This window comes from Nocardia sienata NBRC 100364, assembly GCF_001613205.1.
Classification (GTDB): domain Bacteria; phylum Actinomycetota; class Actinomycetes; order Mycobacteriales; family Mycobacteriaceae; genus Nocardia; species Nocardia sienata.
In genome coordinates this window covers 313,977-328,446 of sequence record NZ_BDBX01000003.1, presented here as the reverse complement: position 1 = coordinate 328,446, position 14,470 = coordinate 313,977, and the positions used below count along the sequence as shown (strand labels likewise).

7 protein-coding genes are annotated in these 14,470 nt (G+C 69.9%); 1 reads left to right on the top strand and 6 read right to left on the bottom strand.

Annotation, left to right across the window (positions count from 1 at the left end):
• Nucleotides 1-11: 11 nt before the first annotated feature.
• Nucleotides 12-7,517, top strand: a complete 7,506-nt coding sequence (locus NS4_RS02585; RefSeq protein ID WP_218020284.1) for a beta-ketoacyl synthase N-terminal-like domain-containing protein — start codon at nucleotides 12-14, stop codon at nucleotides 7,515-7,517.
• A 27-nt stretch (nucleotides 7,518-7,544) separates the two neighbouring features.
• Here the strand turns inward: NS4_RS02585 and NS4_RS02580 are convergent, their stop codons facing one another.
• From NS4_RS02580 to NS4_RS02555, 6 genes are read right to left on the bottom strand one after another with little or no spacing between them, the layout of a single operon-like run.
• On the bottom strand, nucleotides 7,545-10,247 hold the full coding sequence (locus NS4_RS02580) for a fumarate reductase/succinate dehydrogenase flavoprotein subunit (protein ID WP_063057808.1): 2,703 nt from the start codon (nucleotides 10,245-10,247) through the stop codon (nucleotides 7,545-7,547).
• On the bottom strand, nucleotides 10,244-11,011 hold the full coding sequence (locus NS4_RS02575) for an ABC transporter ATP-binding protein (protein ID WP_063057807.1): 768 nt from the start codon (nucleotides 11,009-11,011) through the stop codon (nucleotides 10,244-10,246). The genes NS4_RS02580 and NS4_RS02575 overlap by 4 nt, the downstream gene beginning before the upstream one ends.
• Nucleotides 11,008-11,859 (bottom strand): ABC transporter permease, encoded by an 852-nt coding sequence (locus NS4_RS02570; protein WP_063057806.1) that lies wholly within the window; start codon nucleotides 11,857-11,859, stop codon nucleotides 11,008-11,010. Before NS4_RS02570 ends, NS4_RS02575 begins: the two co-directional genes overlap by 4 nt.
• Complete coding sequence (locus NS4_RS02565; RefSeq protein WP_063057805.1) at nucleotides 11,856-13,235, bottom strand: ABC transporter substrate-binding protein; 1,380 nt, start codon at nucleotides 13,233-13,235, stop codon at nucleotides 11,856-11,858. Before NS4_RS02565 ends, NS4_RS02570 begins: the two co-directional genes overlap by 4 nt.
• Before the next feature lie 7 nt (nucleotides 13,236-13,242).
• Nucleotides 13,243-13,470: a 4Fe-4S dicluster domain-containing protein gene (locus NS4_RS02560; protein ID WP_063057804.1), complete on the bottom strand. Its 228-nt coding sequence runs from the start codon at nucleotides 13,468-13,470 to the stop codon at nucleotides 13,243-13,245.
• A complete protein-coding gene (locus tag NS4_RS02555) occupies nucleotides 13,471-14,253 on the bottom strand; it encodes a GntR family transcriptional regulator (protein ID WP_063057803.1) in 783 nt (260 codons plus the stop codon).
• Nucleotides 14,254-14,470: the final 217 nt, after the last annotated feature.

Genomic DNA, 14,470 nt, shown 5'->3' with positions numbered 1-14,470 from the left:
GAGACGCCACAGTGTTCGAGCCCATCGCGATGGTCGGCCGGGGGTGTGTGCTGCCCGATGCGCTCACGCCCGATGCGTTCTGGCACAACATCGTTACCGGCCGGCTCAGTATCTCGACCGCGACCCCGCTCCGATGGCGATTGCCGGGTGCGGCGATGGCGCACGTCGTCGGGCCGGCGCCCGCGCCGGTGCGCAGCGCCGCCGGTGGCTATGTGCACGGGTTCGACGCCGTCTTCCGGCCGGACGGGTTCCGGGTCGGGCGCGACGAGATCGCCGGGCTCGACCCGTCGTTCCGCTGGGTGCTGCACGGCGTCCGGGAAGCTCTGCGGGAAGTCGGAGAGGACAGGCCCCGGGACCGGACCGGTCTCGTCCTCGGCAATCTGTCCATGCCCACGGACGGGTTGACACGGTACGCGGAGCATATCTGGCTGTCGCGACAACGCGAGGAGTTGCGAACGCTGCTCTCGGACACACCGACCGCGCTGAACCGGTTCTCCTCGGCCATGCCGGCCCACTTCGCCGCCGCCGCGCTGGGACTCGGTGGTGGCGCGTTCGCGCTCGACGCGGCGTGTGCCTCCGCGCTGTACGCGATCAAGCTCGCCTGCGACCGGCTCCATGCCGGTACCGCGGACATGATGGTGGCCGGCGCGGTGAACCGTGTCGACGACCTCGCGGTGCACTTGGCTTTCAGCGCTCTCGGAGCGCTGAGCCCCACCGGGCGTAGCAGGCCGTTCCACCGCGACGCCGACGGTCTGGTCCCCGCCGAGGGCTGTGGATTCGTGGCGCTCATGCGCCTGTCCGACGCGCTGGCGGCGGGTGTGCGGGTGTTCGGGGTGATCCGCGGGATCGGCTTGTCCAACGACGGCCGTGGCGCCGGCCTCCTCGTCCCCTCCCGGGCCGGTCAGCTCAGGGCGATCCGATCCGCCTACGCTACGGCCGGGATCGCACCCGAGTCGGTATCACTGCTGGAATGCCACGCCACCGGCACCTCGCTCGGCGACGAAACCGAGGTGCGCAGTATGGCGGAGGTCTTCGGGGCGGCGACCGACCTGCCGATCGGTTCGGTCAAATCCAATACGGGGCATCTCGTCACCGCTGCCGGCATGGCCGGGCTCCTGAAGGTGCTGGGTGCTTTCGAGACGGGTATCCGGCCGCCGACGCTTCAGGCCGACGAACCGGTCGCGGCCCTGGACAGCACCCCGCTGCGGTTGCTGCGCGAATCCGAACCCTGGGACGGCCCGCGCCGTGCGGGCATCAGTGCCTTCGGTTTCGGCGGCAACAACGCCCACCTGGTACTCGACCCGGGCCCGGGTGACAGCGCCGCGGCACTTGTCCCACCCCGCCTCGCGAGCCCGCCCCCCGAGGCCGAGGCGGAGGTGGCGATCGTCGCGATCGGCGCGCGGGTCGGGTCCTGCCGCGACTACGCGGAATTTCGTGAGAGCCTGCTGGGCGGAGTACGCCGCCGCGAGCCGGTCACCGAGTACGACGTGGCGTTGGACGGCCTGCGCACACCGCCGGCCGACCTGCGGCAGACGCTCGGGCAGCAGGTCGCCGTTCTGGAGGCCGCCCGGGAGGCCGCGGGCCGCGTCGGTTTGCCGCGGGAGCGGACGACGGTGCTGATCGGTATGGGTTGCGATGCCGAGGTCGCCCGCCATCCGGCCCGGGTGCGGGTTGCCGCGCACTGCGCGGAAGTCGGTGTGCGCGAACCTGTCGCCGATGCCTTCGCCGCGCCGCTGGCCGCCCCCGCGGTACTGGGCACGATGCCCAATATCGTCGCCAACCGGATCAACTCCCATCTCGATCTGTCCGGGCCCGGCTTCACGGTCTCGGCCGAAGAAGCGTCCGGCCTCGTCGCGTTGGAGCTGGGTTGCCGGGCACTGCGCGACGGTTCGGCGGACGCGGTGCTCGTGGGGGCGGTGGACCTGTCGCACGAACCGGTCCATCGCAGCGCGGCGCACGAAGTGGGTATCGACACCGAACCGGGTGATGCGGCGGTCGTGCTCATCCTCAAACGAGCCGCCGATGCCCGCCGCGACGGCGACGAGCTGCTCGCCATCGTCGCGGACTCCGGCGCACCGGGTGGTTTGGCTGTCGGGGATGTGCCGCCGGCCGATGATGCGCACAGCGAATGGTTCGACCCGGCCGCGCTCTTCGGTGCCCCACATGCGGCGAAGGGCCTGCTGGCGGTTGCCTGCGCGACCGTCGCGTTGCGCCATGGTGCCGTACCCAGGGCGGGCCGTACCGCCGATCCGGCACTGGGCATCCGGCAGGCCACCGTCGCCGTCCGAACGCTCGGTACCACCCCCGCCGTCACCATGCTGACCGCTGCCGAAGTCGTGCCGTGGACCACGGAACCCACAGTGCGCCAATACATATACTCCGGCACCGATATGCACGGCGCGCTCGCCGCAGCTCGCGCCGGAACCGAAGCGGACCACGGTCCCGCTCGGCTGGTCGTCGCGGCCGCGGACGCGGACCAACTCGCGGCCCGCCTCGCGGGCGCGGCCCGCTGGCTCGAAAAGCGCGGCGTACGTCCGGAGGGTGTCTCCTTCCGGGACCGGCCGATCGACGGCGAGGTCGCGTTCGTCTACACCAACGGTTCCGCATGCTATCCCCGGATGGGCCGGGATGTACTGCTGGCCTTCCCGGAAATCGTCGGTCGATTGGCACGCCGCTGTGGTCCGCTCCGTGATTTCGCCGGCTGGGCCTACACAGGGGACGGCGCGGACCCGACTCATGTGCTCGATCAGATCTGGGGTGCGTCCCTGCTCGGCCAGTTCCATACGGAGTTGACCCGCGGCATCCTCGGCCTCGAACCGGTGGCGGTGCTGGGCTACTCGTCCGGCGAGACCAATTCCCTCGTGGCGATGGGGGCATGGGACGAGGTGCCACGGCTGGTCGCCGACGCCCAACGGTCACCGCTGTTCACCCGGGAGGTGGCCGGCGACCTCGATATCGTGCGCCGGGCTTGGCGCGAACACGGGATCGCGGACGGCCGGTGGACCAGCTACCTCGTCAGCGCCGACGCCGACACCGTGCGCGCGGCGCTGGACGGGGAGCCCACCGTTCGGCTCATGGCGATCAGCGCGCCGCGAACGTGCGTAATCGGCGGGGAAGCCGGGAGCTGTGCCCGCGTGCTGTCCAGGCTGGACGGGGCACCCGCGCTGCCGCTCGGCTACGACATCGCCGTACATATCCCGGAAGTCGAGCAGGTGCGGGACGCCTGGTGGCGGCTGCACGACCGGCCGACCACCGACGTGCCCGGGATTCGCTTCTATTCCTGTGCGAGCGCATCGTCCTACACCATGTCGCGGAAGGCCGCCGCGGACGCGATCACCGAGCAGGCAGTGGGCACGATCGATTTCGTGGCCACGGTGGAGAAGGCGTGGGCCGACGGCGTCCGGGTCTTCATCGAACACGGTCCGCGTGCGTTGTGCACCGGCTGGATCTCCCAGATCCTCGGTGACCGCGATCATGTGGCCGTCGCGCTGGACTCCGCGGACGGTCGCGCGCAGCGCAGCCTGGTCCGAGCGCTCGGTGAACTGCGTGCGGCCGGTGTCGAGGCGCATTACACCGACCTCCTCGAGCGGCTGGGTGCCGTGGATACCACGGCCTCGCACACGGATCGGTGCATTCGTGTCGCCGCACACCCGCCGCCGATCACCCTGCCCGAACTGTTGCCCGCGGAGACGATGGGACCCGCTCCGGCTCTACCACCGGTGCCTCTCCCCACTCGCGTCGTATCCCCGGTCGCTCCTGTCGACGCCGCGCCGCCGACCACACACCTCCTTGCGGCACCGGTCCCCGATATCCCGGCGAACGTCCTGCTCGCCGAGGTCGCACTAGTGCATCGACAGCACCTCGAAGAGCGGGCCGCAGCGCACCGGCGCTATCTGGCAGTGACCGGATACGCACAGGAATTATTGTTGCGCGCGACGCTGCGCGGCACCGGAACGAGTGTTCCGGTGCCGCCGACTATTCCTTCTGAAAGGAGCGTTTTCACCGCGGCCGGTGCTGCGGGGACCGCCGGCCGGGCCGCGCCGGGCGACCCGGTGGCGTCGCGGCGGCTGCCGTCGTTCGACCGGGCCCAGCTGGAAGCCCTGGCCACCGGACCCGTCTCGGCTGTTTTCGGCCCGTTGTTCCGGGCTCAGGACGGATTCCGCCGGCAGGTGCGCATGCCGGCACCACCGATGCTGCTCGCCGACCGCGTCACCGGTATCGACGCCGAGCCGGGGCGCCTGGGCACCGGAACGATCCACACCCAGACCGACGTCACCACCGACAGTTGGTACCTCGATCCGGCCGGCCGGATGCCCGCCGGCCTGATGATCGAAGCAGGGCAGGCGGATCTGCTGCTGATCAGCTGGATGGGTATCGACCTGATCAACCGCGGCGAGCGGGTGTACCGGCTGCTCGGCTGTGAGGTCACCTTCCACGGCAGCCCACCGGAACCCGGGGAGACACTGACCTTCGATATCCATATCGACGGTCACGGGGAACACGGTGGTACGCGCCTGTGCTTCTTTCGCTACGACTGCCATGTGAACGGCAGCCTTCGGCTCAGTGTGCGCGGCGGTCAGGCCGGCTTCTTCAGCGACGCGGAACTCGCGGCCACCAGCGGCGTGCTGTGGGATCCGGCCGCGGACGAACCGGACCCGGCCCGCCCCTGCGACCCGCCGGTCCGCGAAAGCGTGCACCGCGCGTTCACCGCCGCGCAGATCGCCGCCTTCGCCAGCGGACGGCCGGATGAATGTTTCGGCCCCGGATGGCGGCGTACCCGGGCGCATGTCCGCACGCCACGGATTGCCGGCGGCCGCATGCTTTTCCTGGGTGAGATCACCGAGTTCGCGCCCGACGGTGGGCCGTGGCGGCGCGGATATCTGCGGGCCACGGCTCCGGTATCACCGGATGACTGGTATTTCGACGGGCATTTCAAGGGCGATCCGTGCATGCCCGGCACCTTGATGCTCGAAGGTTGCCTGCAGGCGATGGCCTTCTACCTGTCCGCGCTCGGTCATACGATCGACGCGGACGGATACCGGTTCGAGCCGGTACCCGGCCGGACGGTGCCGATGCGGTGTCGCGGCCAGGTCACTCCGCGCAGCCGGGAGATCGTGTACGAGGTGTTCGTCGCGGAGGTCTCCGGCGGTGCCGTACCCACGCTGATAGCCGATGTGCTGTGCACCGTCGACGGGGTCAAGGCGTTCCACGCTCGCCGGACCGGACTCCGTCTCGTACCGGACTGGCCGCTGACCGGTATCGCGCCCACCGTGACCGAGAACCGAGATCCCGGTCCGCTCGTGGCCGATCGGACGGCCTTGCTGGCCTCGGCACTGGGGCGGCCCAGTGCGGCCTTCGGCGCGATGTACGTTCCGTTCGACGGCACCCGGCGCGCGGCGCGCCTGCCGGGTCCGCCCTATCTCTTCGTCTCCCGGATCGTCTCGGTCGACACCCCGCCGGCGACGATGCGGCCGGGCGCCCGGGTGGTCGCGGAGTACGACGTGCCGCCGGAAGCGTGGTACTGGGAGGAGAACGGCTATCCGGTGATGCCGGTGTCGGTGCTGATGGAAGTCGCACTCCAACCGTGTGGCTGGCTGGCGTCCTACACCGGGTGCGCACTGTCCACCGACAAGGATGTGCTGTTCCGCAATCTCGACGGCACCGCGACCGTAGTGGGCGAGGTGACGCCGTCGAGCCGGATCGTGCGGACGACAGCAGCGCTGCGCAACCTCTCGACCCATGCCGGGATGATCATCGTCGCATTCGATGTGGTGTGCGAGGCGGATGGCGAGCCGGTGCTGTCCGCGTCGACCGTTTTCGGGTTCTTTCCGCAACAGGCTTTCGCCGAGCAGGCCGGCCTACCGGCCACCGGGGCACAACGCGCGAGCCTAGCCGCGACCGGCGATCCGGTGATCGAACCGGACGCCGCGGCGTCGGCCGGACCGACACTGCGCCTATGGGATCGGATCGTCGCCTACCATCCGGACGGCGGGCCGGCCGGGCTGGGACGCATCGTCGCGACCAAGGAGATCACCGCAGGCGAATGGTACTTTCGGGCGCATTTCTTCCAGGATCCGGTGCAACCGGGTTCGCTCGGTGTCGAAGCGATGGTCCGGCTGCTGCGGTTCGTACTCCGGGACACGCAGCAGGTCGCCGGTATGCGCTTCGAGTCGGTCGCGCTCGGTGAACCCCTGACCTGGAAGTACCGCGGGCAGGTCACTCCGGACAGCCGACTCGTGACGATCGAGCTGACCGTCTCGAGTATCGAATGGGCCGAGACCACGTGCCTGGCCGTCGCCGACGCGGCACTGTGGGTCGACGGGACCAGAATCTATGAGGTGCCGGCGCTGTCGGTCCGGCTGGTGGCCGCGGAGCCGCACCGGACGGAGGAACTTCTCGACCCCGGCGTCGACACCTGGGTAACCGACCACTGTCCCACCTGGACCGTGCCGGCACTCCCCCTGATGTCCACCGTGGATCGGATGTTCGCGGCCGCACGCCGGCTCGGTACCGCATGCGCGCTGCGGGAGTTGCGGCTGCAGCGCTGGACCCCGCTACCCGGCCCGACGAAGCTGCGCACCGAGGTGCGGCGGACCGGTGCGGGACTCGCGGTGACGGTGTCGGTGTGGCGCGAGGCGAAAAACCCCGTCCTGTCGAGGTTCGAGCCGACCGCTACCGCCGTACTCCTCCCCCAGCACATCACGCCCCCGCCGGTCGCCTGGCCGGACCCGGCCGACCCGCACCCGGCGCCGGATCCGTACCTCTCGGGTGCGCTGAGCCACGGACCGCGTTTCCGCTACCTCCTCTCGCTGGAGTTCGGCGCGACCGAGGCGGTGGGGATCCTCGACGCGGCGCACGGCGGCGTCCCGCGCGGCGAACTGCACCAGGGGCTCCTCGACGCGTGCACCCACGTCATTCCGCACGCCGAACTCTGGCGTTGGTCACCGGAAATCGACCGCGGTCTGGTCGGCTACCCGCATCGCATCACGACACTGGACCTGTACGAGCCCTTACCGGCGCAGGGAAAGCTGACCGTTCGAGCCCGATTCGCCGATTTCGAAGAAGGCGAGCGTATGCATCCCTGCTTCGATGTCCAGGTCTGCCAGGAGCACCGGGTGCTGGCCGCGTTCCACCTCGTCGACGCGCTCGTGCCGACCGGCCCGTTGGCCGCCCTCGACCATGCCGAGCGCCGGTCGTTCCTACGAGATCGAGCGTTCGTCGCCGGCACCGGCCTGTCCCGGACCGAGAACGGGGAGACCCGGGTGACCCGGGCGCAGGTCGACCAACTCGACTGGCTCACCGGGACTGTCGCCGCGATCTACGCCCTCGACGGTACCGACCGGCTGGCGCAGATCGCGATGAAGGACCATATCGGCCGCAGGCTCGGCGTCCATCCCAGCGAAGTGCACGCCGACGTCGCCGGATCCTGTGCCCGTTTCGGTGACCAGGTCTATCCGTTGACGGTCAGCGTCCTGCCCACCTCCGTCGTGGTTCGAGACGCTCGAGGCCGACCGTGAATAGAGAGGGGCGTGGGCCGGCCGCGGTCAGTTCGTCACGGCGCGACGGGCGTAGGCGCGGACGTCGGCGTCCGGATCGCCGACGGCCTGCCGGAGCAGTTCCAGGGCCCGTTCGTGACCCGGCCACGCGGTCAGCGTGAGGACCGCGGCCTTGCGCACATCCAGATGGGGGTCGGTGAGCGCGGCGGCCAATTCGGTGACGGCCGGGCCGGGTTCGCCACCGGCGAGGCCCTTCGCCGCGCCCACCCGCACCTGCCAGGCGGTGTCCCGCAGCGCCGCGGCACAGGCCGCGATATCGGATTCGGTGGCACCGATATCGGCGAACGCGGCCAGCGCCGCCGCCCGGACCAGCGGGTCACGGTCGGCGACCAGCCCGCGGACGGTGTCCGCGCCACCGATACCGATGGTGGCCAGCCCTTGGGCGGCCGCGATCCGCACCTCGCGGTTGCCGTCGGCGGCCGCGACGGCCAGTGCGTCGTACTCGTCGAGGGAGACCAGCGCCCGCACCGCGGCGATCCGCACCCGATGATCGGGGTCGGCCAGCGCCGCACGATAGTCGGTGGCCGTACCGGACCGAGCAGACCGCAGCAGGTCGAGAACCACTGCCCGCACCACCGGGTCGGGCGAAGCCAGCCGTTCGGCGAGACCGTCGATGGACGGCAGCACCTCCACCAGTTCGCGAAGTGCGGCCGCGGCCGCCGCCCGCACCGGCGCCGCGGCGTCGTCGAGGGCGCCGACCAGCAGCGTCGTGAATCCGTCCGGGGTGTTCTCGGTGAGTGCCGCGATCGCGGCGACCCGGACACGTTCGTCGGTATCGGACAGGTAGGGCGCCAGTTGCCCGGCGGTGGGCGCGTCCAGCGTCAGCAGCGCGAGCAGCCGGGGTGAGGCGACCGGTGCCGGCTCCGGTACCGCGGCACGGGGCGCGGAGGCCGCGATATTCGGGGCGCGGCGGTGCCCGACGAGTTCGGGCTGCTCGACCGGCACCGGCTCCCCCTGGGACGGAAGATCATCCAACCCGGGCACGGGGACCAGATACGGGGCGACCGGCCGTTTGAGGAACTCCATATTGCCGTCGGCGGTTTTGCGCAGGTTCAGGTGGTAACGCCACGTGTCGTCGTCCCGGTCCGGGAGATCGGCGCGTTCGTGGTAGAGGCCCCACCGGGATTCGGTACGGGTCAGCGAACTGCGTGCGGCCATTTCCGCGCAATCACGGATGAACGACACTTCGGCGGCGCGCATGAGTTCGTGCGGGGTGCGGGCGCCCATCTCGGCGATATCCGCGCGCATCCGCTCGAAGGTCTCCACCGCCAGCGAGAGTTTCGCGGCGGTTTTCGGCGGTGCGACATAGTCGTTGACGAACCGGCGCAGCTTGTATTCCACCTGCGGTTGCGGCGGGCCGTCGGGGTGCCGCAGCGGCCGGTATACCAGTTCGTGGGCGGCGGCGACCTGATCGGCGGGGAGCTCGGTGGGTGCCGCGGTCTCGGCGAGGGTGCCGGCGGCATGCGCGCCGGCGAGTTCCCCGAACACGAACGCGCCGATCATGTAGTTGTGCGGCACGCACGCCAGATCACCGGCCGCGTACAGGCCGGGCACCGTGGTTCGGGCGTTCTCGTCCACCCACACCCCGGAGGCGGAATGTCCACCGCACAAACCGATTTCGGAGATGTGCATCTCGATATCGTGCGTCCGGTAGTCGTGACCTCGGTTGGCGTGGAAGGTGCCGCGGGTGGGGCGTTCGGTGGTGTGCAGGATGTCTTCGAGCGCGGTCAACGTCTCATCGGGCAGATGCGACACCTTGAGGTAGATGGGTCCCCGAGCGGAATCGATCTCCCGTTTGACCTCGGCGATCATCTGGCCCGACCAGTAGTCGGAGTCCACGAACCGTTCCCCCCGCGCGTTGACCTGGTAGCCGCCGAACGGGTTGGCGACATAGGCGCAGGCGGGACCGTTGTAATCCTTGATCAGCGGATTGATCTGGAAGCATTCGATACCGCTGAGCTCCGCGCCCGCGTGATAGGCCATCGAGTAGCCGTCACCGGCGTTGGTGGGGTTCTCGTAGGTGCCGTACAGGTAGCCCGACGCCGGCAGTCCGAGCCGACCGCACGGACCCGTCGCGAGGATCACCGCCTTCGCGCCGACCGTCACGAATTCACCGGTGCGTGTGTTCAGTGCGGCCGCCCCGATCGCGCGGCCGCCGTCGGTGAGCACCCGGACCGGCATCAGCCGGTTCTCGATCCGGATCTTCTCCCGCATCTTCCGTTGCCGCAGCACCCGGTAGAGGACCTTCTTCACATCCTTGCCCTCGGGCATCGGCAGCACGTACGAGCCCGACCGGTGCACCCGGCGGACCGCGTACTCGCCGTATTCGTCCTTCTCGAATTTGACGCCGTACTTCTCCAGCCGCTGCACCATGGCGAAACCGCGGGTCGCGGTCTGGTATACCGTGCGCTGATCGACGATGCCGTCGTTGGCGCGGGTGATCTCGGCGACGTAGTCCTCCGGTTCGGCCTTCCCGGGAATGACAGCGTTGTTGACCCCGTCCATGCCCATGGCCAGCGCACCGGAATGCCGGACGTGCGCTTTTTCCAGCAGTAGCACGTTCGCGCCCTGTTCGGCGGCGGTGAGCGCGGCCATGGTGCCGGCCGTACCGCCGCCGATGACCAGCACATCGCAGTCCAGGCGCACGGTGTCGGCGAGATCAGGAGCCGCGAACAGGGTGGGTGCGGTCACGACAGGGCCTCCACGAGTCGGTCGCGCTGCGGCTGCCGGTCGGCGGCCACGCGCGGGTTCGGAACATCGATCAGCGCGCGCAGTGGTTTCCCGGCGCGGCCCAGCACAGCGATCCGGTCGCCGAGCAGCAACGCCTCATCCACATCGTGGGTGACGAAGACGATCGTTGTGGGGTGGGTTCGCCAGGTCTCGATCAGCAGCCGCTGCATGGTGGCGCGGGTCTGGGTGTCCAAGGCGCCGAACGGTTCGTCCATCATCACCGCGCGCGGGGCGCCGGCCAGGCCGCGGGCGAGTTGGACGCGTTGCCGCATACCCCCGGACAGATTCTTGGGCAGGAAATCGGCGAACCCGGTGAGGCCGACCTCCTCGATCCAGCGGTCGGCCGCGGCGCGGCGCCCGGCCTTGGGTTCACCCCGCAGCCGCAGCGCCAGTTCGATATTGGCGCGCACACTGCGCCACGGCAGCAGGGCATTGTCCTGGAACACCACCGCGCGGTCCCGGGAGGTGGTGGTGACGGGTTCGCCGTCGGCGAGGACCCGGCCGGAGTCGGGGGGCAGCAGGCCGGCCAGGGCGCGCAGGACCGTGGACTTCCCGCACCCCGAGGGGCCGGTGAGCACGAGGATTTCGCCGGGCCGCACCTCCAGCGACAGCCGGTCGATCACCGGGTAGCCGGTGTAGGACAGCGAGATCTCGTCGAGCCGCAGGCTCATGCCCGGCGCGCCGGTACCGGACGCGTGGGTTTCGGTGGTGAGGGTGGTGGTCATCGGTTGTTCTCCTCTCCCCGTGGCAGCCAGCGGGTGACCCGGCGGCCGAGCAGTTCGATCGCCGCGGAGGTGCCGAACCCGAGGACGCCGATGGTGACGATCCCGACGAAGACACCCGGATAGTCGACGATGGTGTAGGCCTGCCAGGTGCGGTAGCCGACACCGAGGCGGCCGGAGATCATCTCCGCGGATACCAGGCAGATCCAGGCCACCCCGATCCCGACCGACAGTCCGCCGAAGATGCCCGGCAGCGCACCGGGGAACACCACCCGCAGCAGCACATCCCACCGGTTGCCGCCGAGCGTGCGCACCGAGTCCTCCCACAGGGTGGGTAGCGCGCGGACCGCGTGGCGGGTGCTGACCATGATCGGGAAATAGGCGGCCAGGCCGGTGATGAACACGATGCCGGCTTCGTCGTCGGGGAACAGCAGGATGGCGATCGGGACCACCGCGATGGCCGGGACGGGCCGGGCCAGCTCGGTGAGCGGGCCCAGGATTCCGGCGAACAGGCGGGACCGGCCCAGGGCGATACCGCTGGTCACCCCGAGCACGGTGGCGATACCGAATCCGGTGAGGATGCGGATCAAGGATTGCGCCAGATCCAGATAGTAGACGTCGGTGCCGAGTTGGCGGCCGAACGCGGTGATCACCTCGGTTACCGAGGGCAGGGTGTCGAAACGCAGCCACAGCCGGATATCGGCGGTGGTCAGGACCTGCCAGAGCAGGATCGCGGCCAGCACGGAACCGACCCGCAGCAGCCGGTCCGGCCACACCGACCTCCCGGGTCGGCGCGCCGGAGCGGGCGCCACGGCGGGCGGGGCTGGAGCGAGGGTGGTAGCCGCGGTCATGACCGGACCTCGGCGACGGCCTGGTCGTAGGTCACCGGAACCGCGGTCGGGTGGGTCTGGCGGTGGCGAAGCGTGGCTGCCTGGGTGGTGAAGGGCAGGAAGGTGTTTCCGTCGCGCAGCCAGACCGCCTTGTCCGCGAACCAGCGGGTGCCCAGTTCGGTGTCGACGATATAGGCGGCACGGACCTTCGCCCCCTCGGCGCGGGCGGCCGCGACGGCGCGCAGCAGCTCGGTGGGGTTACCGGCGGGGCGCGTGCTGTCCTGGCCGTCGAGCCACAGTTCGGAACCGGAACCGGCGGTCTGGTTGGCGGTGTCGGCGAGCGCCTTCTCGTAGTCCTGGCCGCGGGCGGCGAACGCCGCGCGCAGCCGCTGGTCGTCGACGAAACCGTCGATATCGAGGTCGGCGAAATCGCCGATCGACTTCAGATACCGCACATCGTCTTTTAAGGCCGAGATCAGACTCGGTTTCAGGGTGGTGTCGAAGGAGGTGCCGCCCGGGCCGTTGTAGAGATACACGACCTCCTGCGGCAGATCCGAATCCTCGGCCACTATCCGCGCCGCCTCCAGCGGCTGCTGCCACAGGAATTCCGTGGCATCGAGCTGGGCCTGCAGGAAGGCGTCCACCACCTCGGGATGTTCGGCGGTGTAATGCCCGCGGGCGACCACGCCGTGGAAGGTCGGCACATTCAGTTCGGCGCCGTCGTAGAGCAGTTTCGCCTTGTCCTGGAACACCAGCAGCCCCGGCCACGCCACGAACTGGGACAGGGCGGCGACCTGGCCCGATTCCAACGCCGAGGCACCCACCTGCGGCTGCTGGTTCAGCACCTCCACACCGGCCACCGGATCGACCCCGGCGCGGGTGAGGGCCTGCACCAGGGTGCCGTGGCCGGCGGACCCGACACTGGCCGACACCTTCTTCCCGGCCAGCTCACCCACTCCGGTCAGCGGCGAGTCCGGCGGTACCACCACCATGTTCAGCGCGCCCTTGGGGTTGTAACCGGTGACGGACAGGAATTCGGTGCGGGACCGTTCGCCGGCCTGGGTGCGGGAGCCGTTGATCAGCAGCGGATAGTCGCCCATGGAGCCGATATCGATCTTCTCGGCCACCATCTGGGCGGTGATCGGGGCGCCGGTGTCGTAGTCCTGCCATTCGACCTTGTAGGCGGGGCCGCCGTTCTCGGTGATCTGCCGCAGCCGCTGTTCCAGATATCCCTGGGCGCGCAGCAGGGTGCCCGCGGTGACGGTGTTGATGGTTTTGGACTGGTAGCCGACGACGACGGTGACGGTATCGCCGGCGGCGGCTTCTTCCAGCGAGCACCCGGTGAGGGCCAGTGCCGCGGTGGCGGCCAGGACGGCCAGGCGTTTCAGAGTGGGCATGAGAGGTCTACCTCAGGAGATACGGCATGTTGACAGTGACGGCGCCGGTGGGACAGCGGGCGGCGCAGGGCCCGCAGTACCAGCATTCGTCGACGTGCATGAAGGCCTTCCCGTTCTCGGGGTTGATGGCCAGGGAGTCGAGCGGGCAGATCTCGACACACAGCGTGCAACCCTCGATACACAGGGATTCGTCGATGGTCACGGGGATATCGGTGCGCTGGTTCGCCAATGCCATCTAGAGGACCTTCCATTCGGGGATGCCGCGGGACAGGCTGCCGCGCAGCGTGATCCGGTCACCGCGCATCCGGACGTATTCCAGGTCGACGGGGGTTCCGTCGTCGAGCCGGGTGAGGCGTTCGAGCATGAGCAGCGGTGCTCCGTCGGGGACGTCCAGGGTGGCGGCGGTGTGCCGGTCGGCGGGTATCGCCTCCACGGTGAGGTCGGCCGAACCCAGGGACCGGCCGCTGAGCTGTTCGAGCAGCACGAAGACATCGGTGTGCGCGAGGTCGTGGTCGAGAACGCGCACACCGATCTCGGGAGCGAGGTAGGTGAGATCCAGGCTCAGCGGCTGCTCACCGAGATACCGCAGCCGCTCCAGGTAGACGACCTGCTCGCCGGGGGCGAGCCCGAGCCGCCGGGCCACCGCCGGCGGCGCGGTGATCAGTTGCCCGGCCCGCACCTCGTTGCGGACCGTGCCGTGGCCCTCCAGGGTCTCCTGCAGGCCCAGCAGCGCGTCCAGCCCGTGGTCGTACTTGCGGGCGGTCACCCGGGTGCCCAGCCGCGGCGCGCGGTCGATCAGGCCTTCGTCGCGCAGCAGCGCCAGGGCGTCGCGGATGGTGTTGCGAGAGGTGTCGTGCTCGGCGGCCAGCCGCTGCTCGCTGGGCAGGGTATCGCCCAGGGTGCCGGCGTGGATCTGGTGGCGGAGGATATCGGCAATGCGCCGGGCCTGGTCGGCCCGGAGCCGGCGGACACCGGCCGTACCGCCTGCCCGCTCGGTGTTCGTATCGCTGACCTGCATGAACGCTGACGATAGCTGCGTTTCTGGACGATCCGGGCCCGCCGACGGGCGGCAGCCGGACAGCCCGGCGCAATTCGCCGGGCACCGACGGACGCGACCAGCGCGGATCCGGGCCGATCTCGTCATTACGCCACCCGCGCGAAGGCCACCGGGGTTGAGATCAGGCCGATTCGAATGATCGACCACGCACCCGCAAACCATGGCGGCCGAGCGACCG

Excerpts from the sequence above, each read along its gene's own strand:
- NS4_RS02565 (WP_063057805.1), bottom strand. The coding sequence starts at position 13,235 with ATGCCCACTCTGAAACGCCTGGCCGTCCTGGCCGCCACCGCGGCACTG.
- NS4_RS02560 (WP_063057804.1), bottom strand. The coding sequence starts at position 13,470 with ATGGCATTGGCGAACCAGCGCACCGATATCCCCGTGACCATCGACGAA.
- NS4_RS02575 (WP_063057807.1), bottom strand. The coding sequence starts at position 11,011 with ATGACCACCACCCTCACCACCGAAACCCACGCGTCCGGTACCGGCGCG.
- NS4_RS02570 (WP_063057806.1), bottom strand. The coding sequence starts at position 11,859 with ATGACCGCGGCTACCACCCTCGCTCCAGCCCCGCCCGCCGTGGCGCCC.
- NS4_RS02555 (WP_063057803.1), bottom strand. The coding sequence starts at position 14,253 with ATGCAGGTCAGCGATACGAACACCGAGCGGGCAGGCGGTACGGCCGGT.